Below are 24,963 nucleotides of genomic sequence, written 5' to 3'. Positions count from 1 at the left end.
CTTGCTCCAGTTGGTAAGGGACATACAGGTATTTCTTAGGGCTGCCTTACCTTACCCACCCGTCTCGGCTCCAGCACAGCCACCCCCTCCCCCTCAGGCGAATCAGGGCATCACCACCCTTATGTGTGAAGAGGTGGGTCTCGTGTTGTTCGGCAGGAAGTGCGAAAACTAGCTTCGGTGGCCGGAGGTGACCAGCCCATGACTGCCTGTGCAATCGAGAACGGGACCGCGGAGGCGACCGGGGCCGCCGGAGACGCCGAGGTCCCCGGAGGAACGGTCCTGGAGGACGGTGCGCCGGACGACCCGCCGGACGGGGCCGGCGGACCGGGCGGCGCGCCCCTCGGAGCGGCCCCCGCCACGCTGCCCGTCGCGCCCGCGTTCACGATCTCCGCGGACGGTTCGTACGCGGCCCGGCTCGCGCTCGCGAACGTGGCGGCGGATCCGCCCGACGGGGCCGGTGGGGCGGGCGGGGCGTGGTTCGTGGAGCGCTGGACGCTCGGCGGGCCCGAGCCGTACGCGGTGCCGCTCCCCCTCGACCAGCCGGAGGAGCCGGACTCCGAGGTGCTGCCCCTGGCCGACGGGCGGGTGCTGATCCTGCGCCGGGTCGCGGACCGGCACACGGTGTCGCTCCTCTATCCCACCGGCCCCGCGACCGGCGAACTCCCGCTCGGCAGCGTCGAATCCGCGGAGCTGACCCTGCTGCCACCCTCACCGGACGGCGTGAGCGCGTACGCGCTGTCGGCCGGGGCACGCACCACCTCCGTCTGGCTGGTGGCGGGCGGCGCCTTCGGCCCCGAGCCGGTCGCGGAGATCCCGGGGCACTGCTCCGGGGGCGTCTGGCTGGACCGGGCGGGCCGGATGCTGGCCCTGGACCGGGAGATGCCGGGCGGCGGCCCGGTCAAGGCCATCGCCGTGGACCTGGAGCGGGGCGGCGAGGTGTCGCCGCTGCTGCAGATCGCCCCGGACAGCAATGACCGGCTGCTGCTCGCCGACCCGGACAGCGGGCTGCTGCTGATCCGCTCGGACGCGCCGGGGCACGACCGGCTGGGTTGGGGGGTGCTCGGCAGCTGTCTGCCGGTGCGCTTCCCGGAGTGCCTGCGCCCGGCCGATGTGGCGGTGACGCCGTTCGCCGTGCAGCCGGGCCAGATGCTGATGCCGGAGAGCTGCGCGGTGGCGCTGCGGATCGATGGCGCGGCGGGCAGCTGGGTCGGGGTGTGGCGCCCGGCCGGGCGCCGGCTGCACCAACTCGCCGCCCCCGAGGGGTGGCAGGCCGGCCACGGGGTGTGGACCCGGGACGGGGTGCTCGGACTTCCGTACGCCGCCGGGGACGTGGCGTGCGGGGTGGCCCTGCTGGAGGCTCCGGCGGACGGTGAACGCGGGGTGTGGCCGTCGTCGGCGACCGGCGCGGGAAGCGGTATGCAACCGTCCGCCGACGTGGCGCCTCTACCCGTGTGCAAGCCGGTTCCATTGGGGCAGGCGGCTCTCACGGGGCGCCTGGTGCCTGGTTAAAATCCTGGGTCCGGGCTGCGCAGCCGTGTCCGACGGTCGCCGACGGTGACCGTGCCAAGGCGCGGCCGGCGTGATCGGCCCTGGTGACACACATATGCAAGCGATCACAACGGGGTGACTTCCCACATGCCTGAAGCCCGAACCGACCCGACCCAGACGCGTCCGGACGACGCCGACCGGGCCGAAGCCGGCGGCTCCGGAAAACACCGAGGGGGTGAGTCGGTGGACGACACGTCCGCAGAGCCGCACGGTCGCCATCGTCGCCCCGCCGAGGGGGACAGCCGGGCGGCCTGACCGCGCGGGACATCGACGAGGAGAACGAGGGACGGGTGGGCCCCGGCAGCCGTTCGGCTGCCGGGGCCCACCCGTTCCCCCGTACGACGTCGTCAGCCCCGCTTCAGGCCGAGCACCTCCGCCGCGGCGAAGGTCTCGTTGGGCGGGCGGTCCTCGTAGTACGGCGAGATCAGCTCGTCCAGTTCGTCGAAGGAGAACGTCTCCTTCGAGGAGTCGAACTTCGCCGCCACCCTGGGACGTTCGACGATCGCGACCATCCCGCCGTGCACCACCAGCAGCTGCCCGTTGACCTTGGCGGCGGCCGGGGAGGCCAGATAGCCGACCAGCGGCGCGACATGCTCGGGGGCGAGCGCGTCGAGCCGGCCGTCCGTCGGTTCCTGGAAGCCCGCGAAGACGTCCTCGGTCATCCGGGTGCGGGCCCGCGGGCAGATGGCGTTGGCGGTGACGCCGTACCTGGCCAGCGCCAGGGCCGTGGAGGTGGTGAGGCCGACGATGCCGCCCTTGGCCGCCGCGTAGTTCGGCTGGCCCGCCGAACCGGCCAGGAACGCCTCGGACGAGGTGTTGATGATCCGTCCGTGGACCGGGCCGCCGGACTCCTTGGAGCGGGTGCGCCAGTGCGCGGCGGCGAAGTGCGTGGTGTTGAAGTGGCCCTTGAGGTGGACCCTGATGACCGAGTCCCACTCGTCCTCGGTCATCGAGAAGATCATCCGGTCGCGCAGGATGCCCGCGTTGTTGACCAGGATGTCGAGCTTTCCGTAGGTGTCGACGGCCAGCTCCACCAGGGCGCGGGCCTGTTCGTGGTCGGAGACGTCGCCGAGGTGCGCGACGGCCCGGCCGCCCGCGGCCCGGATCTCCTCGGCGACCTCCTCGGCGGGCGTCGCGGACGCCTCGCCGGAGCCGTCACGGCCCGGCTGCCCGTAGTCGTTGACGACCACGGACGCGCCCAGCCCCGCCAGTTCCAGCGCTTCGGCGCGTCCGAGGCCGCGGCCCGCGCCGGTGACGATCGCGGACATGCCGTCCAGGGGAAGTGACATCGGAATCTCTCCAGTCCTCTCGGGAGGGGGCGGGGCGGTGGTCAGAGCTCGACGCAGGTGCGCAGCGACTCGCCGGTCCGCATCTGGTCGAGTGCGTCGTTGATCCCTTCGAGCCGCACCCGGTGGGTGATCATCGATTCGAGGTCGATCCGGCCGGCCCGCCAGAGCGCGATGGCCCGTTCGTACGAGCGGAGCACGTCGCCGCCCCCGTACATGGAGGGCAGGATCCGCTTCTCGTCGAAGAACAGCTCGAACATGTTGACCTGGAAGTTGTCGTCCATCGCGCCCGCGCCGACGACGCACAGGGTGCCGCCGCGCCGGGTGTGCTCGTACGCCGTGCGTGCGGTGGCCGACTTGCCGACGACCTCGAAGACGTAGTCGAAGCCCTCGCCCGCGGTGATCCGCTGCTTGGCGTCGGCGAACTCGTCGGGCGACACCGCCTCGGTCGCGCCGAACCGCAGCGCCGCCTCGCGCCGCGAGGCGACCGGGTCCACCGCCACGATCTGGGCGGCGCCCTGCACCCTGGCGCCCTGGATGGTGGAGATGCCGACGCCGCCGCAGCCGATCACGGCGACCGACGAACCGGCTTCCACCTTCGCGGTGTTGATGGCGGCGCCGAGCCCGGTGGTCACCCCGCAGCCGATCAGCGCGGCGATCTCGAACGGCACGTCGTCCGGGATCGGCACCGCGCAGCCCGCACCGACGACGACCTCCTCGGTGAAGGTGCCGGTGCCCGCGAAGCCGAACACGTCGCCGCCGGGGCGCTTGAAGTTGGGGGTGCCCGCGTTCATGAAGCCGGCCAGGCAGAGGTGGGTCTGGCCGCGCTTGCAGGACGGGCACGCCCCGCAGGCGGGCAGCCAGCAGACGAGTACCCGGTCCCCGGCGCTGAGACCGGTGACGCCGTCGCCGACGTCCAGGACCTCGCCGGCGCCCTCGTGGCCCGGGATGAACGGGGCGGGCTGCGGCAGCACGCCGCTCATCGCGGAGACGTCGGAGTGGCACAGTCCGGTGGCCCGGATGCGGAGCCTGACCTTGCCGGGGCCGAAGCCCACCGCCTCGACGTCGTCGAGTACTTCGAGTTTCTCCTGGCCTATCTCGTGCAGTACGGCTGCGCGCATGGTGCGGCTCCCCTCATGGGCGGGTGGAACTGGGCCTGCGGTCCTCTTGGCTGGAGTCGGTCGGTCCGGGACGGATCAGGAGTGTTCGACGAAGGTGTCGCCGAGAACCATGGCGTTGTCCCGCTCCACGGCCCTCACCTCGACCCGTACCTGGTTCTCGGACGTCCACATCTCGATGCGGAGGGTCTCGCCGGGGAAGACAACCCCGGTGAAACGGGTGCGGTAGGAGCGGATACGGGTCACGTCGCCGCCCAGGACCGTGTCGGTGACGGCCTTGAGCGTGATGCCGTAGGTGCACAGTCCGTGCAGGATCGGCCGGTCGAAGCCGGCGAGCGCGGCGAATTCGGGGTCGGCGTGCAGCGGGTTCCAGTCCCCGGAGAGGCGGTACAGCAGCGCCTGGTCCGGCCTGATGGGCCGCTGCACGATGCGGTTCGGGGCGATCGCGGGGTGGGCGGCCCGTTCGGACGGGCCGCGTTCACCGCCGAAGCCGCCTTCGCCCCGTACGTAGATCTGGGCGTCGTTGGTCCACAGCGGGCCCTCCTCGTCGGCGGCCTCGGTGCGCAGCACCAGCACGGCCGCTTTGCCCTTGTCGTACACCGCGGCGACCTTCGAGGTCACTTCGGCGCCGCCCTCGACCGGGATCGGCCGGTGCACCCGTACGCTCTGCCCGCCGTGCAGGACGGCGGCGAGGTCGATGTCGATGCCGGGCGAGGAGAGTCCGCCGACGACGCCCATGCCGGCGCCCGCGACGGTGGCGAAGGAGGGCAGCACCTGGAGCCGGGACTCCAGCGTGTAGCGCAGCTCGGCGGGGTCGGTCGCGGCATCGGGGCGGTCGGGGCCGAAGCCCGCGCCGATCCCGAGGTGGTAGAGCTGGACGTCCTTGTGGCCCCAGCTGATCCGGGTGGAGCGGGGTTCGGCGGCGAGAGCCTTTTCGGCATCAATGGGCATGGGAGAGCTGCTCCTTGATGGTGGGAAGACCTCGGCGCGGCCGTCCGCACCGTCGGCCGCACCGAGGTCGCGCGGGACCGGCCGCCACGCCCGTTCTAGAACGCGTTCTAGCCGATGAACCCATGTATAACGCAGTGCCCAGCGCTTGGGAAGACCGCTGCTGACGTAGCGTCAGATTCCTTGGCCGGCCTGCCTTCCGGCCCATCCGGGCTCCGTCCCGGCCATGACATATGTCATGGCGAAGTCCGTACGGACACATCTGCCGGGACCTGCGGCGGTCTCCGTAGCGTCGTGTCCATGACGCAGACAACGGGGAACGGAGCCGCGGTGGACCTCACCGCGGTGGTCAGGACCTTCGGCCGGGCGGAGCGCAGCGTACGGGCCGTGGACGGGATCGATCTGTCCATCGGCCGCGGCGAGACCGTCGCCCTGCTCGGCCGCAACGGCGCGGGCAAGTCCAGCACCATCCGGCTGCTGCTCGGCCTGGACCAGCCGGACTCCGGCACGGTGCGGGTGCTGGGCCGGAGTGCCGAACACGCGGTGCGGGACGGTCTGGTCGGCGCCATGCTCCAGGACGGGCGGCCCATCCAGCGGATCACCGTCCGCGAGCTGGTCGACTTCGTCGCCTCCACCTACCCGGAGCCGATGCCGGTCTCCGAGGCGCTCGCGCTGGCGGGGTCGAGCGACTTCGCCAACCGGCGCATCGACAAGCTCTCCGGCGGCCAGACCCAGCGCGTCCGCTTCGCCGTCGCGCTGGCCGGCAATCCGGAACTGATCGTCCTGGACGAGCCGACCGCCGCCCTGGACGTGGAGGCGCGCCGCACGTTCTGGGACTCGATGCGGGCCTACGCCCGGCGCGGCAACACCGTCCTGTTCTCCACCCACTACCTGGAGGAGGCCGACGAGAACGCCGACCGGATCGTCGTGATCGACGGGGGCCGGATCGTCGCGGACGGCACCGGCGACACGATCCGGGGCTCGGCCGGCCGCGGCCTCGTCTCCTTCGACCTGGCGGGCCGGCCGGCCGGGGGCCTCGAACTGCTGCCCGGCGTGGTCACCGTCGAGGTGTCCGGGGACCGGGCGCTGCTGCACACCGACGACTCGGACGCCACCGTCCGGGAGCTGGCCCGTCTGGACGCGATCCGCGACCTCCAGGTCTCCCGGGCCACGCTGGAGGACGCGTTCCTCTCCCTCACCGCACCGGCCGCCACGGCCTCCACGACCGCTTCCGAGAGGGAGAACGTCTGATGTACCGCTACATCGTGCTCGAAATCCGCCGGACCCTGCGTGACAGCACCTTCCTGATCTTCGGGACCGGGATGCCGGTGATGATGTACCTGGTCTTCACCAACATCGGCGGCGGCACCGATGTCGACGGCTGGAAGACCGCCTCGATGGTCGGCATGGCCGCGTACGGGGCGCTGGGCTCCGCGATGTCGATCGGTACGGGGGTCGCCTCCGACAAGACCCTGGGCTGGCTGGAGCAGTTGCGGGTCACTCCGCTCTCGCCTTCCCGGGCGGTCGTGGGCCGCGCGGTCAGCGGTTCGGTGACGGTCCTGCCGACGATCTTCACGGTGCTGCTGGCCGGCGGGCTGGTCAACGGGGTACGGCTGGACGCCTGGCAGTGGATCACGCTGGCGGTGCTGCTGTGGATCGGCGCGCTGCCGTTCACCATGCTCGGCCTCGGCAACGGCTACCGGCTCACCCCGCAGGGCACCGGGGTGGTCAACGTGGCCTGCCTGATGGGCTTCGGGATCGTCGGCGGACTGTGGTTCCCGCTGGAGCTGCTGCCCGGATGGCTGCGCTCCGTCGGCAGGTTCACCCCGGCCAACCGCTTCGCCGACCTGGGCTGGGCGACCACCGAGGGCCACGCGCCCGGCGTCGGCACGGTCGCGGTGCTCGGCGCCTGGCTCCTGCTGTTCGGCACGTACGCCGTGATCTCGTACCGTCGGTCCGCGAGGACCGTGTGACAGGACCGTGCGAGTGGACCGTGTGAGTGGACCGTGTGACAGGAGGGGACATGGCCAGGAACCGGGCGGATGGGTGTGCGCAGGGGCGGCCGGGCCCGTGGTGGCGCCGGCGCGGGAAGGGTGAGGAGCGGCGCCCCGGCCCACCCGGCCCGTACGCCCTGCTGCCCTGGCTGCTGATGGGGATGGGCTCCTTCTCCAATCTCTTCCAGGGCGAGGCGGCCAATCCCTGGCTCGGTGGTCTCGGGCTGCTCGCCTTCAACTCCCTCTACGTCTCGGTGGTGTTCCGCGGCTTCGACCGGAGGAAGCGCCAGAGCCCGGTGTCGTACTGGCTGCTCGCCGCGATGGCCGCCATCACCCTCGCGCTGGCGATCGGCTACGGCGGGAGCTGGCTGCTGTTCTTCCCGCTGCTCTCGCTGGCCTGCGGATCCGTCCTGCGCAACCGGCAGCTGGCGGTCTGCATGCTCACGCTCGCCGCGGTCGCCACCTTCGTGGCGGTGTGGCGCGGCCACGGCGGCTCGGACCCGTGGACGATCGGCTACGGCACCTTCATCTCGGGCGCGGTGACGGCCGCGCTCCTCACCCTCGCGGAGACGGTGATGGAGCTGCGCGCCACCCGCCAGGAGCTGGCCCGTACCGCCGTCGAGAAGGAGCGGCTGCGCTTCTCCCGCGATCTGCACGATCTGCTGGGCCACACGCTCTCCGTGATCGTGGTCAAGTCGGAGGCGGCCCGCCGGCTCGCGCCGCGCGACATGGACGCGGCGCTCACCCAGGTCGCCGACATCGAGTCCGTCGGCCGGCAGGCCCTCACCGAGATCCGGGAGGCCGTCACCGGCTACCGGGAGGGCAGCCTGGCCACCGAACTGGACCGGGCCCGCTCCGCGCTGACCGCCGCCGGGATCGAACCGGTGCTCCGCCGCTCGGGACCACCGCTCGCCCCGCAGGCGGAGGCGCTGCTGGGGTGGGTGGTGCGGGAGGCCGTCACCAACGTCGTACGCCATTCCCACGCGACCACCTGCTCGTTCGTGGTCGCGGGCACGGCCGAACAGGTCCGGCTGACGGTCACCGACGACGGCAGCGGCCCCGGCCCGGACGCCCCGGCCACGCCCGGCATCGGCGGCACCGGACTGACCGGGCTCACCGAACGCCTCGCCGCGGCGGGCGGCAGCCTGCGCGCGGGCCCGGGGCCGGGGCGCGGCTTCGTGGTCACGGCGCGGCTCCCGGTGGACGAGCCGGGCCCGGCGGACGAGTCCGGCACGCCCGGTACCGCCGCGAGCCATACGCTGGGACGGTGAACGAGATGCCGCAGGACCACCGTCCGGCCAAGTCCGTACGTGTGCTGCTCGCCGAGGACCAGGGGATGATGCGGGGCGCGCTCGCGCTGCTGCTCGGTCTGGAGCCCGACATCGAGGTCGTGGCGCAGGTGGCCGCCGGGGACGAGATCGTGGACGCCGCGCTGCTGTCCCGCCCCGATGTGGCGCTCCTCGACATCGAACTGCCGGGCCGCAGCGGGCTGGACGCCGCCGCCGATCTGCGCGAGGAGGTACCGGACTGCCGGGTGCTGATCCTCACCACGTTCGGCCGCCCCGGCTATCTGCGCCGGGCGATGGAGGCCGGGGCGGCGGGGTTCCTGGTCAAGGACGGACCGGTCGAGGAGCTCGCCGCCGCGATCCGCCGGGTGCTGGGCGGGGAGACGGTGGTCGATCCGGCGCTGGCCGCCGCCGCGCTCAGTGCCGGCCCGAGTCCGCTGACCGCGCGGGAACGGGACGCGCTGAACGCCTCGGTGGACGGGGCGACGGTCTCCGACATCGCGGCGAAGCTGCATCTGTCCGAGTCGACGGTGCGGAACTACCTGTCCGCGGCGATCGGCAAGACGGGGACCCGCAACCGGATGGAGGCGGTGCGGGCGGCGCGGCAGCAGGGGTGGCTGTAGGCATGGCCACAGGCGCGGCAGCAGGGGTGGCCGCAGCGCCCGCGGCCCCTCGGCTCAGCGCCGGGCCGGCCGGGCGCGCGGCAGCCAGAGCGCCATCAGCAGCAGCCCGCCCAGCAGCACCGTGCCGGCCGTCCGGAAGGCGAGCGCGTACCCGGCGGTGAGCTCCTCCGGTCCGGTGCCGCCCGCGGTGCGGGCCGCCGCGACGGTGGAGAGCGCGGCGAGACCGAGCGCACCGCCCATCGTGCGGGAGGTGTTGACGAGCCCGGAGACCAGACCGGCTTCGCCGGGGGCCGCGCCGGTGATGGCCAGCGAGGCGAGCGGCGTGGACGCCAGGCCCGCACCGGCCATCATCAGGACCCCGGGCAGGCAGACCGAGGTGAGGTACGAACCGTCGGCGCCCATCGTGGACTGCCAGCCGAAACCGGCCGCGGCGATCGCCGTACCGATGAGCGCCAGGTTCTTCGTGCCGGTCACGGCCATCACCCTGGGCGCGCACTTCGAGCCGAGGACGACCGCCAACGACGTGGGCATCAGGGCGAGTCCGGCCTCCAGCGGGCTGTAGCCCAGCACGGCTTGGGCGTACACGGTCATGAAGTACCACATCGAGAACGTCGCCGAACCGATCACGAACATCGCCGCGTTGGCCGATGTCACCGCCCGTGCCGCGAGCACCCTGAGCGGCATCAGCGGCTCCGCCGTCCGGGCCTCCACCACCACGAAGACGCCCAGCAGGGCCAGCCCGCCGAGCAGCGGTGCCAGGGTCGCCGTCGCGGTCCACCCCGACTCCTCGGTCTGGACGATGCCGTACGCGACGCAGGCGAGGCCCACCGTGACCAGTACCGCGCCCAGGAAGTCGATCCGCCGCCGGTCCCCGCCCCGGCCCTCGGCGAGCCGGACGGCGGCGCCGGCGAGGACGAGCACCCCGATGGGCACGTTGATCAGCAGCACCCAGCGCCAGGAGAGCAGATCGGTGAGCACCCCGCCGATCAGCCCGCCGGCCGCGCCGCCGCCCGCGCCGACGGCCATCCAGGTGCCGATCGCCTTCGTCCTGGCCGGGCCCTCGGGCACGGCGGTGGTGAGCAGGGTCAGGGTGGCGGGGGCGAGCACGGCGGCGCCGAGCCCCTGCGCGGCACGGGCGGCGAGCAGCTGCCAGCCCTCCTGGGCGAGCCCGCCGGCCAGGGAGGCGGCGGTGAACAGGCCGAGACCTATGAGGAACATCCGCTTGCGGCCGTATATGTCCGCGGCGCGTCCGCCGAGGAGCATGAATCCGGCGAACGCGATCGAGTAGGCGTTGAGCACCCACTGGAGCCCGGCGGAGCTCATCTGGAGGTCGGAACGCATCGACGGCAGGGCGACGTTGACGACGGACACGTCGAGCACGACGAGGAACTGGCCGATGCAGGCGGCGAGCACCGCCGCCCAGGTGCGGGTACTGGTCCGCTCTCGCGGCGGCGCGGGGGTCGTGACGTCAACCATGCCCGTCATACTCGCACCCGCGCCGCACCCCGTACATCCGCATATCGGCCCTACCGCCGCAGCAGTGTCACCACCGCCGCCCCGCCGAGCCCGATGTTGTGGGCGAGGCCGACCCGGGCGCCGTCCACCTGCCGGTTTCCCGCCTCGCCCCGCAGCTGCCAGGTCAGTTCGGCGGTCTGGGCGATGCCGGTGGCACCGAGCGGGTGTCCCTTGGAGATCAGCCCGCCGGACGGGTTGACCACCCAGCGGCCGCCGTACGTGGTGGCGCCCGACTCGACGAGCTTCCCGGACTCGCCCTCGCCGCACAGTCCGAGCGCCTCGTAGGTGAGGAGTTCGTTGATGGAGAAGCAGTCGTGCAGTTCGATGACGTCCAGGTCGGCGGCCGTGAGCCCGGACGCCTCGTAGACCTGCCGGGCGGCGGCCTGCGACATCGGCCGGCCCACGGCGTCGATGCAGGTGCCCGACGTGAAGGAGTCGGTGGTGTCGGTGGTCATGGCCTGGGCGACGATCTCGACCGCCCGCTCGCCCAGGCCGTGGGTCTCGACGAAGCGTTCCGACACGACCACGGCGGCGGCCGCGCCGTCCGAGGTGGGTGAGCACTGGAGCTTGGTCAGCGGGCGGTGGATGGTCTTCGCGGCGAGTATCTCCTCGACCGTGTACGGGTCCTGGAACTGGGCGTACGGGTTGTTCACCGAGTGCCGGTGGTTCTTGGCGCCGACCGCGGCGAGCTGCGCCTCGGTCGTCCCGTACCGCTCCATGTGCTCGCGGGCCGCGTTGCCGAAGATCTGGGCGGTCGGCGGGCTCATCTCGAAGCCGTGGGCGGCGGCCATGATCCCGTAGTGCCGGGCGACCGGTGACGTCTTGAAGTCGGCGGCACCGCCGTCCGCGCCACCGCCGCCGAGTGCGCCGCGCGTCATCTTCTCGAAGCCGAGCGCGAGGACGCAGTCGCTGCCGCCGCTCTCGACGAACTGCCGGGCCATCATCAGGGCCGTGGAGCCGGTGGCGCAGTTGTTGTTGACGTTGTAGACGGGGATCCCGGTCAGGCCGAGTCCGTACACCGCGCGCTGGCCGGCGGTGGAGGGCTGGAAGCAGTAGCCGACGACGGCCTGCTGGATCTGCTCGTACGTGACCCCGGCGTCGTCGAGCGCCGCCGTGCCGGCCTCCTTCGCCATGTCCCAGTACTGCCAGTCGCGGGTCTCGGGCTTCTCGAACTTCGTCATTCCGACGCCGACGACGTACGCCTTCATGAGCTTCATGGGCTTCATGGAAAGTCCCTTCAATCGCGCGGGAGGCCGAGGATGCGCTCGGCGACGACATTGAGCTGAACCTGGGTGGTGCCGCCCGCGATGGTCAGGCAGCGCGACATCAGGAAGCCGTGCAGGGCCCGCTCCCCCGGCCCCTCGCCCGCCGCGCCCGCCGGGCCGAGCAGTTCGAGGGCGAGTTCGGCGACCTTCTGCTGGTGGGTGGTCTGGACGAGCTTGCGGACGGAGGCGCCCGCGCCGGGTTCGAGCCCGGAGACCTGCTGCATCGTGGTGCGCAGCCCGATGCAGCCCAGCGCGTGGGCCTCGGCGGCGAGTGCTCCGATGCGGGCCCGGCAGGCGCCGTCGAGTTCGCCGGAGCGGGCGATCAGCGCCTCCAGGCCGGTGTCGAAGGTCATCTGGTCGGCCATGTGGACGCGTTCGTTGCCCAGGGTGTTGCGGGCGACCTTCCAGCCACCGGTGGGCTCGCCCACGACGGCGTCGGCGGGCAGCAGGACGTCGTCGAAGTACACCTCGTTGAAGAGGGCGTCGCCGGTGATCTCCTTCAACGGCCGGATGTCGATGCCCGGGGTGTTCTTCATGTCGACGAGGAAGTAGCCGATCCCCTGGTGCTTGGGGGCGTCCGGGTCGGTCCTGGCGAGCAGGATCCCGTGGTCGGCCCACTGGGCGGCGCTCGTCCACACCTTCTGGCCGTTGATCCGCCAGCCCTCGTCGGTGCGTTCCGCCTTCGTGCGCAGCGAGGCGAGGTCGGATCCCGCGTCGGGCTCCGAGAACAGCTGGCACCACAGGAGTTCGCCGCGCAGGGTGGGCAGCAGATAGCGCTCCTGCTGCTCGGCCGTCCCGTGGGCGAGGAGCGAGGGCACCACCCAGGTGGCGATCCCGAGGTCGCTCAGCTTCACCCCCTGTTCCTTCAACTCCTGCTGGATGGCGAGCTGTTGCACGGGACCGGCGCCCAGGCCGTAGGGGGCGGGGAGGTACGGGGCGGCGTAGCCGGTCGGTGCGAGGGCGCGGCGGGCGGCCCTGGGGTCGAGGCCGCGGGCGGCGGCGACGGCCTCGCGCGCGGCGGCCCGGTGGGCGGCGGCGTCGGCGGGGAGTTCGAGGGCGAGCGAGCGGCGGGCCCCGCCCTCGGCCAGCCGGACGGCCCGCAGCCGGTGGCTGTCGCCGGTCCCCAGCAACTGGCGGGCCACCAGGGCCCGGCGCAGATACAGATGGGCGTCGTGCTCCCAGGTGAAGCCGATGCCGCCGAGGATCTGGACGCAGTCCTTGGCACAGCCGTACGCGGCGTCGAGGGCGTCCGATGCGGCGAGGGCGGCGACCATGGACCGTACGTCCGGGTCCGTCTCCTCGTCGGCGGCGCGGGCCGCGTCCCAGGCCAGCGCGCGGGCCCGCTCGACCCGTACGAGCATGTCGGCGCAGAGGTGCTTGACGCCCTGGAACTGTCCGATGGGGCGGCCGAACTGTTCGCGGACCTTGGCGTGTTCGGCGGCGGTGTGCAGCGCTCTGGCGGCGGTTCCGCAGGCTTCGGCGGCGAGGAGGACGGCGGCCAGGTCGCGGACGCGGGTGGTGTCGGTCCGTACGAGGCGGCCGGCCGGGACGAGTACGCCTTCGGCGTGGACCTCGGCGGTGGGCCGGGTCGGGTCGGCGCCCCGGTGCGGGCGCACGGCGAGCCCCGCGGTGGCGGAGTCGACGGCGAACCAGAGGGTGCCGGTGGCCGATTCGGCGGGCAGGAGCAGCAGGTCGGCCTCGGCGCCGGAGAGGACGGGCGGCGCGGTGCCGTCGAGCAGATGGCCGTCCTCGTGCTCGACGGCGGTGAGGGTGCCGGGGCCCAGCGCGACGGCGCCGATGCGCGTACCGGACGCGAGGTCGCGCACGAGGCCGGGCGGGCCCGCCGTGTGCAGTACGGCGGAGGCCAGGGCGCTCGACAGGTACGGGCCGGGGAGCGCGGCCCGGCCGGCCTCTTCGAGGACCACGGCCAGATCGAGGAGCCGGCCGCCCCCGCCCCCGTGCTCCTCGGGCAGATGGATGGCGAGCAGGCCCTGTCCGGCGAGCCCGTCCCAGTACCCGGGGCGCACGCCGTCGGTACCGGGCGGGTCCGCGTCGAGGAGTGCGCGGATCTCCTTCGGTGGTACGGCGCGCGCCAGCCAGCCCCGTACGGACTGCGCCAACTCCCTGTGTTCTTCGGTGATTCCGATGCCCATGCGGATCCTCGCCGGTCGCAGCCACTGGAACGGCGCAAGAGTAGAACACGTTCCATTCTGACGGAAGGTCAGATGACGGAGGGATCTCCGCGCGCTCCGGCCGAGTGCGCCGGAGTGCCCCCGTTCGCACCGCGTTCACCGGAATACCGCTGACACCGGGAAGGTTTCACGCTGCACACACTTGGCGGTCGGGCGCTGCCCGCCCGCGCCGCCCGCGTGCCTGCCCAGAACCTCGATCACGCCGCCCGGAGGCGCACGTATGCCACAGACGACGAACGGACAGCACGCCGGGGAACTCCCGGATCCGAGGCCGCGCGGGGCGGGCGGCGGGGTCGTCCCCGTGCTCGCCTTCGCGGGCATCACCGTCGCGGTGATGCAGACCCTGCTCGTCCCCGTCATCAAGGACCTGCCCGCCCTTCTGCACACCGACCCGTCGAACGCCACCTGGGTGATGACCGCGACGCTGCTCGCGGGGGCCGTCTCCACCCCGATCATGGGGCGGCTCGGTGACCTCCACGGCAAGCGGAGGATGCTGCTCGCCAGTCTCGCCGTGATGGTGGCCGGCTCATTGATATGCGCCTCCACCGACGACCTCGTGATCATGATCGTGGGACGCGCGCTCCAGGGCTTCGCCATGGGCGCCATCCCGCTGGGCATCGGCATCATGCGCGACGAGCTGCCGCCCGAGCGGCTCGGCGCGGCGATGGCGCTGATGAGCTCCTCGATCGGGGTCGGCGGCGGCCTGGCGCTGCCCGCCGCCGCCCTGGTCGCCCAGCACGCCGACTGGCACACCCTGTTCCTCGGCGCGGCCGGTCTCGGGGTGCTGTCGATGGCGCTCACCGTGCTCGTCGTGCCGGAGCCCACGCTGCGCGCCCCCGGCCGGTTCGATCTCGTCGGCGCGCTGGGGCTCTCGCTCGGCCTGGTCTGCCTGCTGCTGCCCATCACCAAGGGCAGCGACTGGGGCTGGACCTCGGGCAGCACCCTCGGGCTGATCGCCGCCTCGCTGGTGATCCTCGTCCTGTGGGGCCTGTTCGAGCTGCGCAGCCCGGCCCCGCTGGTCGATCTGCGGACCACCGCCCGGCGCGAGGTGCTGCTCACCAACCTCGCCTCGATCATGGTCGGGGTCGCCTTCTACGCCGTCTCGCTGGTCCTGCCGCAACTGCTCCAGCTGCCGGCGTCGACGGGGTACGGCCTCGGGCAGTCGATGGTGGTCGCGGGGCTGTGCGTGGCGCCGCTCGGTCTGACGATGATGTTCGTCGCCCCGCTGTACGCCCGGCTGTCCGCCCGCCGGGGCCCCAAGGTCTCGCTGATGCTCGGCATGCTGGTCATCGCGATCGGTTACGGGGCCGGGCTCGGGCTGATGAGCGCCGCCTGGCAGACGGTGGTGATCGCGGTGATGCTCGGTGCCGGCATCGGGCTCGCCTACTCGTCGCTGCCCGCGCTGATCATCGGGGCCGTCGACCCGTCGGAGACGGGTGCGGCCAACGGCCTGAACACCCTGATGCGGTCGATCGGCACGTCGGTGTCGAGCGCCGTGATCGGCATGGTGCTGGCCAACACCTCGGTGCACGCCAAAGGGGCGGTGCTGCCCTCGATGGAGGGTTTCCGCATCTCGTTCCTGATCGCGACGGGCGCGGTGGTGATCGGGCTGGTGCTGGCCTCGTTCCTGCCGTCGCGCAGCGAGGCGATGCGCCCGGCACTGCTGGCGAGCAGCGCCGGGGACGCCCGGGAACCGGCCCCGGTGCCGGGCGCCTCCCGCCCGGTCGCCGGTTCGGGCGGCTTCCGCGGCCGGGTGCTGGACGCGGACGGCGCCCCGGTGGCCCGCGCCAATGTCACGCTGATCGACCACCGGGGCCGGCAGGCCGGTCTCACCGTGACGGACGGGGACGGCCACTACGCGCTGACCGCCCCGCACGGCGGCGACTTCGTGCTGGCGGGGTCGGCCACCGGGTACGCGCCGAGCGCCCGCCCGGCCGCGTACCCGGGCGACGGCCGGCCCGTGGACGCCGATCTGGTGCTGGAAGTCAGCGCACCGGAGCGTCGAACCGCGGTGTCGTCGTGAGCAGATGAGAGACGTCCGACCCCGCCGGGAGCTCCTGCGGCTGCGCGCCGCGGGTGAACAGCCGGGCGGGGCGGGCGCCCTGCACCCGGGCCTGGCGCCCGTCGACCCGCAGCCACGACCCCTCGCGCAGGCCGAGCACCGGTACGTCGTTCTCCTCCAGGAATTCGTTGAGCCGCTCCTCGCGGGTCTCGCCCTTGTGGGTGCTGGCCGGGTCCGGGTCCAGATAGTGCGGGTTGATCTGGAACGGGACCAGGCCGAGCGTCTCGAAGGACGGCGGCTGCACGATGGGCATGTCGTTGGTGGTGCGCAGGGTGGGCGCCGCCATGTTCGTCCCGGCGCTGGCCCCCATGTACGGCAGCCCGCCGCGCACCGCCTCGGTCACGGCGTCCCGCAGACCGGTCCGGTACAGGGCGCTCAGCAGCCGGAAGGAGTTGCCGCCGCCGATGAACACGGCGTCGGACGCGGCGAGTTCGGCGACCGGGTCGGCGTTCTCGTGGACCCCGCGGACGGTGATGCCGTGGGGTTCGAGGGCCTCGCGGACGCGTGCGGTGTAGGCGGTGTAGTCGGCGAGCGCGTAGGGGACGAAGGCCAGCCGGGCACCGGCGGGCAGGAAGCCGGTGACGGTGTCAATGGCGTGTTCCAGATAACCGCGGCCGTGCTGGGTGGAGTTGGAGAGCAGCAGCAGATTCATGGGGTTCCTCTTGGTTCTCTTCCGGATCATCAGGCGGTACGGGGGCGACGGGTGCGGGGCTTCGGGCGCTGCGGAGGGTGGGTGAGCCGCCGCTCCAGCATCCGGGCCGCGTGGCGCAGTGCGTCGAGCCGGTCGTCCGGCGCGTCCCGGAAGAGCTCCGAGGCGCCGCCGAGGCTGAGGCTGCCGTACGGTTCGCGGCCCAGGAAGACCGGTACGGCGACGGTCGCGATGCCGGTGTCGTACTCGCCGACCGTCCACGCGTAGCCCTGGGCGCGGATCTTGAGGAACTCCTCCTCCAGCCGGTCCGGGTCGGTGACCGTCCGGTCGGTGAAGCGGGCCATCGGGCGGCCCCGGAAGAGCCGGTGGCGCTGCTCGTCGGGGAGGTACGCGTAGTACGACTTGCTGGTCGCCCCGGCGTGCGCCGGGTAGAGCTCGCCGACCAGCGGGTAGTACCGCAGCGGCCCGGCCTCCCCCTCCTCGGCGGCGACGCACCGCATGTGGAAGCTGTCCGGCAGGCAGAAGAGCACGGTGTCGCCGGTGACCCGGCGCAGCTCCTCCAGGACCGGCCCGGCCAGCAGCTCCAGCGATCCGGAGCGCTCCCAGAGCCTGCCCAGGCGCAGCACGGCGGGGCCGATGCGGTAGCGGCGGGTGACCGGGTCGGAGACCAGGAAGCCCCGTCCGGCGAGGGTGGCGAGCAGCCGCTGGGCCACCGAGGTGTCCCAGCCGAACTCCTCGGCGACCTCGGTGACGCCCCAGTCGGGCCGGGTCCGCTCGAAGGCGAGCAGCACCAGGAGCGCCCGGTCGACGGTTTGCAGGGCTCCGGCGGGGGTGCGCCGGTCCAGATCGAAGTCCGCCATCGTCATCTCACCATTCAGACCTGAATTGCAAATAACGGGAAACAGTTGCGTCCAACGCTATCCGATCCCGAATGTGGCCTCAGCACCCCGCCCCGCGCTTCCCCCGCCGGACAGGCCTCGGCGCCGGCCCGGGTGCCCGGTTGAGCGAGAAAGGCCCCCCATGTTGAAGTACGTACTGGACATCGTCGATCTTCTGGACGATCCCCAGGTCAATGGCAAGACGGTCGTCGAGTACCTCGACTCCGTGAGCGGGACCGAGGGCTCGTCCGCACAGGTCACCACGGTCGCCGGCGAGCAGGGCTCGACGGACTTCGTGATGGTCCGCATCCCGGGCTCCCACGGGCGCACGTCCGGTGGCAGCGCCCGCACGCTGGGCGTGGTGGGCCGGCTCGGCGGCATCGGCGCCCGGCCCGAGGTGACCGGTCTGGTCTCCGACGCCGACGGCGCGGTCTCGGCGATCGCCACCGCCGCCAAGCTGCTCGACATGCGCCGTCGCGGCGATGTGCTGCCCGGCGACGTGATCGTCGCCACCCACATCTGCCCGAACGCGCCGACCGAGCCGCACGACCCGGTGCCGTTCATGGGCTCGCCCGTGGACATCGCCACCATGAACCGTCACGAGGTGACCGGCGAGATGGAGGCCGTGCTCTCCATCGACACCACCAAGGGCAACCGGATCATCAACCACAAGGGCCTCGCCCTGTCGCCCACCGTCAAGGAGGGCTGGGTGCTCCGGGTCAGCGAGCAGCTCGGCGAGCTGCTGGCCGTGGTGACCGGTGAGCCGTTGGTCACGTACCCCGTGACCACGCAGGACATCACCCCGTACGGTAATGGGGCACACCACATCAATTCGATCCTGCAGCCCTCCACCGCGACGGCCGCCCCGGTCGTCGGCCTGGCCATCACCTCGGCCGCCGCGGTGCCCGGCTGCGGTACGGGCGCGAGCCACGAGACGGACATCGCCTCCGCCGCCCGCTACGCCGTGGAGGTCGCCAAGGCCTTCGGCGGCGGTCAACTGGACTTCCACGACGCGGTGGAGTTCGACAACCTCGTCAGCCGCTACGGGTCACTGACGCACCTGCAGACCTTCGGCCGTACACCCCAGGAGTCCTGATGGCAGCCACCCCGCAGGCCGAGGCCGTGGCCCCCGAGGCCAAGAACATCGGCAGCGACGACTACGCGCTCTCCCGTGTGCCGCGCGACAAGCGGTTCGGTTTCTGGTCGATGCTGCTCCAGTGGCTCGCCCAGTCCGGCTCGATCTCGCAGTTCACCCTCGGCGCCACCATCGGCGTCGGCATGACCTTCGGGGACGCGTTCCTCGCCTTCACGCTCGGCGCGGTGATCCTGGAGGTCGTGATCTTCGCGATCGGCCTGGCCGGTATGCGCGAGGGCCTGGCGACCCCGATGCTGACCCGCTGGGTCGGCTTCGGCCGCAACGGCTCGGCGCTGGTCAGCTTCGTCATCGCGGTCAGCCTGGTCGGCTGGTTCGGCGTCCAGAACACGATCTTCGGCAACAGCGTCTCGGCGCTGGTCGGCGGCCCGTCCTGGATGTGGTGCGTGCTGGCCGGCATCGCCATCACCGCACTGGTGATCTTCGGTTTCAAGTACATGGCAGTCTTCGCCAAGATCGTGACGCCGCTGTTCTTCGCGATGGTCGCCTGGTCCATCGTCTCGACGCTGAAGGACCACTCGCTCAGCGACCTGATCCACTCGCCGCCGCCCGGCCAGACGATCCCGCTCGCCGTCGCCGCCACCGCCATCGCGGGCGGCTACATGACCGGCGCGATCGTGTCCCCGGAGATGACCCGGTACAACCGCAAGGGCTCGCACGTCTTCCTGCAGAGCGCCTCGTCGATGATCCTCTCCGAGTACATCGTCGGCCTGACCGGCGTGCTCCTGGGCCACCTGGTCAAGAGCAACGAGGTCTCGCACATCGTGCTCTCCACCTCCGGCGCCTTCGGCGTCATCGTGGTCCTGATGTCCACCGCCAAGATCAACGACTGGAACCTGTACGGCTCCTCGCTCGGCGTCGTCAACTTCTTCCAGGTCGTCTTCGGCAAGCGAATCCACCGCGGCGCGGTCACGATCGTCCTCGGCATCGCGGGCACGGTCCTGTCCGCGGTCGGGATCATGACCCACTTCACCGAGTTCCTCTCCATCCTCGGCGTCGCGATCCCGCCGATCGGCGGCATCATCGTGGCCGAGTACTGGGTCGTGAAGAAGATGCGCAAGCCGCTGGACGAGACCCGCGCGTCCGAGACCCTGCCGAAGACCTCGCCGACCTGGGTCCCGATGTCCATCGCCATCTGGATCGCGGCGTTCTGCGTCGGCAAGTTCTACGACGGCGGCATCCCGGCCCTGAACTCGCTGGCCACCGCCTTCATCCTGTACAGCGCCCTCGGCCTGCTGGGCTGGGTGAAGCCGTACGGCACCTCCACCCTGGACGACGAGGACGACACCGCCGCCCCCGCCGCCCGCGCGACAACCCCTGTGGGAGCAGCATGACCACCGCCGGTTCCTCCGTCCCCTTCGTCCCGGCCTCCGACCGGGCCCAGGACGAGGTCGTCGAACTCTGCGCCGAACTGATCAGGTTCGACACCTCCAACCCCACCAGCGACGAGCGTGCGAGCGCCGAGTGGGTGGTGGGCCGCCTCGCCGAGGTGGGCATCGCCTCCGAGTTGGTCGAGTCCGCCCCGGGCCGCGCCAGCGTCATCGCCCGGATCGCGGGCGCCGACCCCGAACGCGGCGCCCTGCTGGTCCACGGCCACCTGGACGTCGTCCCGGCCGACGCCTCCGATTGGCAGGTCCCGCCGTTCTCCGGCGAGATCCGCGACGGCTACCTCTGGGGCCGCGGCGCGATCGACATGAAGGACACGGTGGCCGTCATGCTGGCCACCGCCCGCCACTTCGCCCGCACCGGCACCAGGCCCTCGCGCGACCTGGTCCTCGCCTTCCTCGCCGACGAGGAGGCGGGCGGCAAGTTCGGCGCCCACTGGCTGGTCGAGCACCGCCCGGAGCTGTTCGCCGGGGTCACCGAGGCGATCGGCGAGGGCGGCGGCTTCTCCTTCGCCATCGACGACACCCGCCGCCTCTACCCGATCGAGAACGCCCAGCGCGGCATGGCCTGGATGGAGCTCACCGCCACCGGCCGGGCCGGCCACGGCTCCTCCCCCAACGACGAGAACGCGGTCACCGACCTCGCCGAGTCGCTCACCCGGATCGGCCGCGAGACCTTCCCGATCCGGCTGATCGAGCCGGTCCGCGCCCTGCTGGAGGAGGCGGCCCGCCTCTACGGCGTCGAGTTCGACGAGGACGACATCGAGGGCAGCCTCGCGAAGCTGGGCCCGGTCTCCGACTTCATGCAGGTGGTGCTCCGCAACTCCGCGAACCCCACCATGTTCGAGGCCGGCTACCAGACCAACGTCATCCCCGGAAAGGCGACCGCCCGGGTGGACGGCCGCTTCCTGCCCGGCCACGAGCAGGAGCTGATCGACACCATCGACAAGCTGCTGCTGCCCTCGGTCACCCGGGAGTGGGTCAACCACGACATCGCGCTGGAGACCACGTTCGACGGCCCGCTGGTCGACGCCATGTGCGAGGCCGTGCGCGCCGAGGACCCGGACGGCCACCCCGTCCCGTACTGCAACCCGGGCGGCACCGACGCCAAGGCCTTCACCCACCTCGGCATCCGCTGCTTCGGTTTCAAGGGCCTCAAGCTCCCGCACGACCTGGACTACGGCCGCCTCTTCCACGGCGTGGACGAGCGCGTCCCACTGGAGGGCCTGCGCTTCGGCGTCCGCGTCATGACCCGCCTCTGGCAGAGCTGCTGACCCCGCCGTCACGGCCCACCGACCGCCCCGACCCGGGCTCACCCCTCGTACGCCCCCGCCGAGCACATATTGCGTTCGGCGGGGGCGTACGTCATCGTGCCGGGAGCCGGCGGTGTCCCGTCACCCGCGTCGAGGGCTCGGGGGCCGTCCCTGTCGGCCCATCACGCGGGACCCGCGCCGACGCAGAACTCGTTTCCCTCCGGATCCGCCATCAGCACGTGGTGCCCGCCGAACTTCTCCAGAACGGCCCCACCCGCCCTCACCAGGCGTTCGGACTCCGCCTCGATCCGTGCCCATCGCTCGTCGGGGCTGCCGTGCCCGGGCACTCGCACGTCGATGTGGAGCCGGTTCTTCGCCGACTTGGGCTCGGGAACCTTGAGGATGCACAGGCGGGGACCGACGCCGTCGGGATCGCAGAGCCACGCTCCGTCGTCCACCGAATCGTCCTCCGGCAGGTCGAAGGAGGCGAACCACTCCGCGCGCGTTCTGAAGGGAGCCGGCGGTGGCTCGTCCACGTATCCGAGGGCCGACTTCCAGAAAACAGCGAGGAGTTGTGCGTCCGCGCAGTCGAACGTCAGGTCGATTCTGGCTGCCATGGGGAGACCGTACTGCGCGCCTCTGACAGCCGGGTCATGGCCGCGCGAAGCGGGGCAGGACACTCGGACTCATTCCGGCCGCGCCGATCCTCAGGGTGCCCGTTGCTCCGAGAACAGGGCCCGCGAGCCCGGCATGATGCGGACGGGAGGCCCTTGGTCATTCCGGCGGCGGGGTGATCCGCTTCTCGAACCAATGGTGGGCGTCCGGCTCGTCGCTGAAGGCGGCGACCTCCTGGAAACCGCAGGAGTGGTACAGGCCGATCGCGGCGTTGAGCGCCTCCAGCAGGGAGCCGGCCAGTTCGTCGCTGCGGCCGTCGGGCACGGCTTGCTGCTCCCGGTCATTCTCCGACCTTGGTCAGGGAAGCGCGGTGGGGCCAGGGCCCCGCCGAGAGCACCGGCGGGTGCGTACGGCACGATGGGGCGCCGTCGAAACACGCACCCCCGACCACCGTCCCCACCAGGAGGAACCCGTGCCCGCCGAGTCCGCCGTCGAGCCGTCGCCCGAGATTCTCGCCGCCTTCCAGGCCGCCAAGGGCTTCATGCCGGTGGGCGAAGGACTCGCGCTGTACGCGGCCGCCGCCGAGGCCGCCGCACTGGGGCTGCCCCTCCTGGAGGTCGGCACGTACTGCGGGCGCTCCACGATCCTGCTCGCCGACGTGGCGCGGGCGGCCGGTGTGACGGCCCTCACCGTCGACCACCACCGGGGCAGCGAGGAGCAGCAGCCGGGCTGGGAGTACCACGACCCGACCGTGGTGGACCCGGAGGTCGGGCGGATGGACACGTTGCCGACCTTCCGCCGGACCCTGCACGCGGCGGGTCTGGAGGACCACGTCGTGGCACTGGTCGGGCGGTCTCCGCAGGTCGCGGCGGTCTGGGGCGGGAAGCTCGGGTTCGTCTTCATCGACGGAGGCCACACCGACGAGCACGCGAACGGCGACTACGAGGGCTGGGCGCCGCATGTGGCCGAGGGCGGGCTGCTGGTGATCCACGACGTGTTCCCGGACCCCGCGCACGGCGGCCAGGCCCCGTACCGCGTCTATCTGCGGGCGCTGGAGTCCGGCGCGTTCACCGAGGTGTCCGTGACGGATTCGCTGCGGGTGCTGCGGCGTACCGGAACCGGCATCTGAGGGCGGCCGCCCGGGGGCCCGGATAGCATCGCGTGGTGCCGTACGACGAGAGTGTTCCCCCCACCCGGCGCCGCCGGTCCCTGCTCGCCGCCACCGCGCTCGTCGCCGTGTGCCTGACCGCCGCGGGCTGCGGCGCGGGCGACATCGGCGGCGGGACGCGGGCCGAGCCCCGGCCGGGCGGCGGCGGTACCTCGGCGCCGCCGCCGTCGAAGAGCGCTCCGGCGCCGGAGAGAACGAAGACGTCCGCGCCCCCCACACCCGCCGCGAAGCCGTCGAAGCCCGCGGGCGGCGGGACCGGCGGGCCGCTGGCCGGGAAGACCGTCGTCATCGACCCCGGGCACAACCCCAACAACCATCTGCACACCGGCGAGATCAACCGCCAGGTGGACATCGGCACCACGCACAAGGAGTGCGACACCACCGGCACGTCCACCAACTCCGGTTACGCGGAGGCCCGGTTCACCCTCGACGTGTCGCACAGGCTTCGCACCCTGCTCCAGAAGCAGGGCGCGAAGGTCGTGCTGACGTACGACGACGACCGCGCGTACGGGCCGTGTGTCGACGAGCGGGCCCGGATCGGCAACGAGGCGCGGGCCGATGCCGTGGTCTCGGTGCACGCGGACGGTTCCGCGGTCGGCAACCGGGGTTTCCATGTGATCCTTCCCGCGTCGGTGCGGGGCGGGAAGGCCGACACCTCGAAGATCGTCGAGCCCTCGCGCGATCTCGGAACCAGGATCGCCGGTTTCTTCGTCCGTGATACCGGAAGTGCACCTTCCAATTACGTCGGCGGCAATAGCGGGTTGGACACCCGAAAGGATCTGGGCGGACTTAATTTGTCGACCGTGCCCAAAGTGTTCATCGAATGCGGCAATATGCGTGATCCGAAGGACGCCGCGCTGCTCACCAGCGCAGGCTGGCGCCAGAAGGCGGCGCAGGGCATTGCCGATGGCATCAGCAGCTACCTGAAGGGGTAGCAAGAGGTAGTTCTGAGGCGATATTGGGGGGAAGTGCGTCCGAGGACCGGGCAGGGCCACAACCCCGCCAGGCAGACGATAGATTCATCCGTACGATGGGGAGCCGCCCCCGAGCTTCGCGTTGTGCCCGCCGTACCCGTACAGGCGGCAGCGACGACCGCCCCGACGAGACGACCGACTAAGGACCTTCACGTGAATATCCGCTCCCTCACTCGAGGCGACGGCGTGGTGATCGGAGCAGCGGTGGTGCTGTTCATCGCCTCTTTCCTCGACCTCTCCGGCTTCGACTGCCCCGAGGGCATCAACTGCTCCAACTACAACTCCCCGAACGCCTGGGACTCGCTCGGCATCCTGATGAGCATCTTCCTGGCCGGGATCATCGGTGCGGCACTGGTCGTCGTCGGTCGTTCCATGCCGGCCCGGAAGGTCGTCGGTCTCGACCTCGGTCAATTCGGCGCCGCCTTCTGTGTCTTCGCGCTGTGGGCGGGCTTCTGGACGACCATCGACGCCAGCGACGCGGGCGCCGGAATGATCCTCGGCCTGCTGGCCACGATCGCGCTCGCAGGCGGCGCGGTCGCCACCCCGCTGGTCCCCGCGCTCAAGGCCCCGCTGGTGAGCGCCCCGCGCCCGCAGGCCGTGCAGCCGCCGTACGGCGGCCAGCCGCAGCCCGGCCAGGGATACGGCTACCCGGGCGCCCAGCAGCCCTCGTACGGTGGCCAGCCGGGTCAGCAGCAGCCCTACGGTGCGCAGCCGCAGCCCGGCCAGCCGGAGCCGCAGCCCCAGGGGAACGCCCAGCAGGCCCCCGCAGCGGGTGCGCCGGCCGGTGACTTCACCCCGTTCTGGTTCGCGGTGCCGGTGGCCCGCCCGCTGTACGGGGAGGACGGTTCGCCGTCGCCGATCGCCGAACTGGCGCCCGGCACCTGGTACCTCGCGGTGGAGCAGCGTGGTCCGGGCCTGATCGCCCAGACCCAGGACGGCCGTCGCGGTGTGCTCCAGGACACCACGGGCATCCAGCGCGGCTGAGCCCGCCACAGGCAGTACGACAGCGGCCCTCCGCCCCTTCCGGGCGGGGGGCCGCTGTCGTACCCTC

22 protein-coding genes are annotated in these 24,963 nt (G+C 72.0%); 12 read left to right on the top strand and 10 right to left on the bottom strand.

Going from position 1 to position 24,963, the window contains the following annotated elements; translation table 11 throughout:
• Positions 1 to 198: 198 nt before the first annotated feature.
• Complete coding sequence (locus ACFYY1_RS03285) at positions 199 to 1,509, top strand: hypothetical protein (protein WP_388580120.1); 1,311 nt, start codon at positions 199 to 201, stop codon at positions 1,507 to 1,509.
• Between the two features lie 386 nt (positions 1,510 to 1,895).
• Here the strand turns inward: ACFYY1_RS03285 and ACFYY1_RS03280 are convergent, their stop codons facing one another.
• The 3 genes from ACFYY1_RS03280 to ACFYY1_RS03270 form a co-directional block, all read right to left on the bottom strand.
• The gene (locus ACFYY1_RS03280) at positions 1,896 to 2,837 is read right to left on the bottom strand and encodes a 3-oxoacyl-ACP reductase (protein WP_266737074.1); all 942 of its coding nucleotides are present in this window, start codon (positions 2,835 to 2,837) and stop codon (positions 1,896 to 1,898) included.
• A gap of 41 nt (positions 2,838 to 2,878) precedes the next feature.
• Entirely contained in the window at positions 2,879 to 3,955 is a 1,077-nt protein-coding gene (locus tag ACFYY1_RS03275) for a Zn-dependent alcohol dehydrogenase (RefSeq protein ID WP_388580117.1), read from the bottom strand.
• A 75-nt stretch (positions 3,956 to 4,030) separates the two neighbouring features.
• Positions 4,031 to 4,903: a MaoC/PaaZ C-terminal domain-containing protein gene (locus ACFYY1_RS03270; protein ID WP_388580114.1), complete on the bottom strand. Its 873-nt coding sequence runs from the start codon at positions 4,901 to 4,903 to the stop codon at positions 4,031 to 4,033.
• Between the two features lie 297 nt (positions 4,904 to 5,200).
• Here ACFYY1_RS03270 and ACFYY1_RS03265 point away from each other — a divergent pair, with 297 nt between their 5' ends.
• From ACFYY1_RS03265 to ACFYY1_RS03250, 4 genes are read left to right on the top strand one after another with little or no spacing between them, the layout of a single operon-like run.
• Complete coding sequence (locus ACFYY1_RS03265) at positions 5,201 to 6,151, top strand: ABC transporter ATP-binding protein (protein ID WP_388580111.1); 951 nt, start codon at positions 5,201 to 5,203, stop codon at positions 6,149 to 6,151.
• On the top strand, positions 6,151 to 6,873 hold the full coding sequence (locus ACFYY1_RS03260) for an ABC transporter permease (RefSeq protein ID WP_388580109.1): 723 nt from the start codon (positions 6,151 to 6,153) through the stop codon (positions 6,871 to 6,873). Before ACFYY1_RS03265 ends, ACFYY1_RS03260 begins: the two co-directional genes overlap by 1 nt.
• A gap of 50 nt (positions 6,874 to 6,923) precedes the next feature.
• Positions 6,924 to 8,165 carry a sensor histidine kinase gene (locus ACFYY1_RS03255; protein WP_388580106.1) on the top strand — a complete coding sequence of 414 codons (1,242 nt, stop codon included), beginning with the start codon at positions 6,924 to 6,926 and terminating at the stop codon, positions 8,163 to 8,165.
• Positions 8,166 to 8,170: 5 nt separating this feature from the next.
• Positions 8,171 to 8,803: a response regulator gene (locus ACFYY1_RS03250; RefSeq protein WP_388581470.1), complete on the top strand. Its 633-nt coding sequence runs from the start codon at positions 8,171 to 8,173 to the stop codon at positions 8,801 to 8,803.
• Positions 8,804 to 8,857: 54 nt separating this feature from the next.
• Here the strand turns inward: ACFYY1_RS03250 and ACFYY1_RS03245 are convergent, their stop codons facing one another.
• Genes ACFYY1_RS03245 through ACFYY1_RS03235 form a run of 3 tightly spaced genes read right to left on the bottom strand, consistent with a single transcriptional unit; the run spans position 8,858 to position 13,736 of the window.
• Positions 8,858 to 10,288 carry an MFS transporter gene (locus tag ACFYY1_RS03245; RefSeq protein WP_388580104.1) on the bottom strand — a complete coding sequence of 477 codons (1,431 nt, stop codon included), beginning with the start codon at positions 10,286 to 10,288 and terminating at the stop codon, positions 8,858 to 8,860.
• Between the two features lie 41 nt (positions 10,289 to 10,329).
• A complete protein-coding gene (locus ACFYY1_RS03240; protein WP_388581467.1) occupies positions 10,330 to 11,526 on the bottom strand; it encodes a lipid-transfer protein in 1,197 nt (398 codons plus the stop codon).
• A 29-nt stretch (positions 11,527 to 11,555) separates the two neighbouring features.
• On the bottom strand, positions 11,556 to 13,736 hold the full coding sequence (locus ACFYY1_RS03235; RefSeq protein WP_388580101.1) for an acyl-CoA dehydrogenase: 2,181 nt from the start codon (positions 13,734 to 13,736) through the stop codon (positions 11,556 to 11,558).
• 259 nt (positions 13,737 to 13,995) lie between these two features.
• Between ACFYY1_RS03235 and ACFYY1_RS03230 the strand changes: the two genes are divergently transcribed.
• The gene (locus ACFYY1_RS03230; RefSeq protein ID WP_388580099.1) at positions 13,996 to 15,798 is read left to right on the top strand and encodes an MFS transporter; all 1,803 of its coding nucleotides are present in this window, start codon (positions 13,996 to 13,998) and stop codon (positions 15,796 to 15,798) included.
• On the opposite strand, the gene pepE is transcribed toward ACFYY1_RS03230, so the two are convergent.
• Together pepE and ACFYY1_RS03220 are read right to left on the bottom strand one after the other, a co-directional pair.
• Complete coding sequence (gene pepE / locus ACFYY1_RS03225; protein ID WP_388580097.1) at positions 15,761 to 16,489, bottom strand: dipeptidase PepE; 729 nt, start codon at positions 16,487 to 16,489, stop codon at positions 15,761 to 15,763. The genes ACFYY1_RS03230 and pepE overlap by 38 nt on opposite strands.
• 29 nt (positions 16,490 to 16,518) lie before the next feature.
• Positions 16,519 to 17,346, bottom strand: a complete 828-nt coding sequence (locus ACFYY1_RS03220; protein WP_388580095.1) for an IclR family transcriptional regulator — start codon at positions 17,344 to 17,346, stop codon at positions 16,519 to 16,521.
• 160 nt (positions 17,347 to 17,506) lie between these two features.
• On the opposite strand from ACFYY1_RS03220, the gene ACFYY1_RS03215 reads away from it, so the two are divergent.
• From ACFYY1_RS03215 to ACFYY1_RS03205, 3 genes are read left to right on the top strand one after another with little or no spacing between them, the layout of a single operon-like run.
• Positions 17,507 to 18,460 carry a DUF1177 domain-containing protein gene (locus tag ACFYY1_RS03215; protein WP_351251602.1) on the top strand — a complete coding sequence of 318 codons (954 nt, stop codon included), beginning with the start codon at positions 17,507 to 17,509 and terminating at the stop codon, positions 18,458 to 18,460.
• Positions 18,460 to 19,851 (top strand): cytosine permease, encoded by a 1,392-nt coding sequence (locus ACFYY1_RS03210; RefSeq protein ID WP_388580093.1) that lies wholly within the window; start codon positions 18,460 to 18,462, stop codon positions 19,849 to 19,851. Before ACFYY1_RS03215 ends, ACFYY1_RS03210 begins: the two co-directional genes overlap by 1 nt.
• A complete protein-coding gene (locus ACFYY1_RS03205; RefSeq protein ID WP_388580090.1) occupies positions 19,848 to 21,176 on the top strand; it encodes a M20/M25/M40 family metallo-hydrolase in 1,329 nt (442 codons plus the stop codon). Before ACFYY1_RS03210 ends, ACFYY1_RS03205 begins: the two co-directional genes overlap by 4 nt.
• A gap of 161 nt (positions 21,177 to 21,337) precedes the next feature.
• Here the strand turns inward: ACFYY1_RS03205 and ACFYY1_RS03200 are convergent, their stop codons facing one another.
• Positions 21,338 to 21,772, bottom strand: coding sequence for a VOC family protein (locus ACFYY1_RS03200; protein WP_388580088.1), 435 nt, complete (start codon positions 21,770 to 21,772; stop codon positions 21,338 to 21,340).
• Between the two features lie 157 nt (positions 21,773 to 21,929).
• Complete coding sequence (locus ACFYY1_RS03195; RefSeq protein WP_388580085.1) at positions 21,930 to 22,094, bottom strand: hypothetical protein; 165 nt, start codon at positions 22,092 to 22,094, stop codon at positions 21,930 to 21,932.
• A 217-nt stretch (positions 22,095 to 22,311) separates the two neighbouring features.
• Here ACFYY1_RS03195 and ACFYY1_RS03190 point away from each other — a divergent pair, with 217 nt between their 5' ends.
• The 3 genes from ACFYY1_RS03190 (at position 22,312) to ACFYY1_RS03180 (ending at position 24,896) form a co-directional block, all read left to right on the top strand.
• Positions 22,312 to 22,899 (top strand): class I SAM-dependent methyltransferase, encoded by a 588-nt coding sequence (locus tag ACFYY1_RS03190; RefSeq protein WP_388581464.1) that lies wholly within the window; start codon positions 22,312 to 22,314, stop codon positions 22,897 to 22,899.
• A 35-nt stretch (positions 22,900 to 22,934) separates the two neighbouring features.
• Positions 22,935 to 23,873: an N-acetylmuramoyl-L-alanine amidase gene (locus ACFYY1_RS03185; protein ID WP_388580082.1), complete on the top strand. Its 939-nt coding sequence runs from the start codon at positions 22,935 to 22,937 to the stop codon at positions 23,871 to 23,873.
• Positions 23,874 to 24,065: 192 nt separating this feature from the next.
• Positions 24,066 to 24,896 (top strand): hypothetical protein, encoded by an 831-nt coding sequence (locus ACFYY1_RS03180; RefSeq protein WP_388580079.1) that lies wholly within the window; start codon positions 24,066 to 24,068, stop codon positions 24,894 to 24,896.
• Positions 24,897 to 24,963: the final 67 nt, after the last annotated feature.

It is taken from the genome of Streptomyces sp. NPDC001890 (genome assembly GCF_042891445.1).
Classification (GTDB): domain Bacteria; phylum Actinomycetota; class Actinomycetes; order Streptomycetales; family Streptomycetaceae; genus Streptomyces.
The sequence above is the reverse complement of the archived record's forward strand: the minus strand, read 5'-3'. Positions and strand labels throughout refer to the sequence as shown.

Excerpts from the sequence above, each read along its gene's own strand:
- ACFYY1_RS03245 (WP_388580104.1), bottom strand. The coding sequence starts at position 10,288 with ATGACGGGCATGGTTGACGTCACGACCCCCGCGCCGCCGCGAGAGCGG.
- ACFYY1_RS03285 (WP_388580120.1), top strand. The coding sequence starts at position 199 with ATGACTGCCTGTGCAATCGAGAACGGGACCGCGGAGGCGACCGGGGCC.
- ACFYY1_RS03190 (WP_388581464.1), top strand. The coding sequence starts at position 22,312 with ATGCCGGTGGGCGAAGGACTCGCGCTGTACGCGGCCGCCGCCGAGGCC.
- ACFYY1_RS03265 (WP_388580111.1), top strand. The coding sequence starts at position 5,201 with ATGACGCAGACAACGGGGAACGGAGCCGCGGTGGACCTCACCGCGGTG.
- ACFYY1_RS03230 (WP_388580099.1), top strand. The coding sequence starts at position 13,996 with ATGCCACAGACGACGAACGGACAGCACGCCGGGGAACTCCCGGATCCG.
- ACFYY1_RS03240 (WP_388581467.1), bottom strand. The coding sequence starts at position 11,526 with ATGAAGGCGTACGTCGTCGGCGTCGGAATGACGAAGTTCGAGAAGCCC.
- pepE (WP_388580097.1), bottom strand. The coding sequence starts at position 16,489 with ATGAATCTGCTGCTGCTCTCCAACTCCACCCAGCACGGCCGCGGTTAT.
- ACFYY1_RS03270 (WP_388580114.1), bottom strand. The coding sequence starts at position 4,903 with ATGCCCATTGATGCCGAAAAGGCTCTCGCCGCCGAACCCCGCTCCACC.
- ACFYY1_RS03200 (WP_388580088.1), bottom strand. The coding sequence starts at position 21,772 with ATGGCAGCCAGAATCGACCTGACGTTCGACTGCGCGGACGCACAACTC.
- ACFYY1_RS03210 (WP_388580093.1), top strand. The coding sequence starts at position 18,460 with ATGGCAGCCACCCCGCAGGCCGAGGCCGTGGCCCCCGAGGCCAAGAAC.
- ACFYY1_RS03255 (WP_388580106.1), top strand. The coding sequence starts at position 6,924 with ATGGCCAGGAACCGGGCGGATGGGTGTGCGCAGGGGCGGCCGGGCCCG.
- ACFYY1_RS03280 (WP_266737074.1), bottom strand. The coding sequence starts at position 2,837 with ATGTCACTTCCCCTGGACGGCATGTCCGCGATCGTCACCGGCGCGGGC.
- ACFYY1_RS03275 (WP_388580117.1), bottom strand. The coding sequence starts at position 3,955 with ATGCGCGCAGCCGTACTGCACGAGATAGGCCAGGAGAAACTCGAAGTA.
- ACFYY1_RS03235 (WP_388580101.1), bottom strand. The coding sequence starts at position 13,736 with ATGGGCATCGGAATCACCGAAGAACACAGGGAGTTGGCGCAGTCCGTA.
- ACFYY1_RS03215 (WP_351251602.1), top strand. The coding sequence starts at position 17,507 with ATGTTGAAGTACGTACTGGACATCGTCGATCTTCTGGACGATCCCCAG.
- ACFYY1_RS03250 (WP_388581470.1), top strand. The coding sequence starts at position 8,171 with ATGCCGCAGGACCACCGTCCGGCCAAGTCCGTACGTGTGCTGCTCGCC.
- ACFYY1_RS03260 (WP_388580109.1), top strand. The coding sequence starts at position 6,151 with ATGTACCGCTACATCGTGCTCGAAATCCGCCGGACCCTGCGTGACAGC.
- ACFYY1_RS03220 (WP_388580095.1), bottom strand. The coding sequence starts at position 17,346 with ATGGCGGACTTCGATCTGGACCGGCGCACCCCCGCCGGAGCCCTGCAA.
- ACFYY1_RS03205 (WP_388580090.1), top strand. The coding sequence starts at position 19,848 with ATGACCACCGCCGGTTCCTCCGTCCCCTTCGTCCCGGCCTCCGACCGG.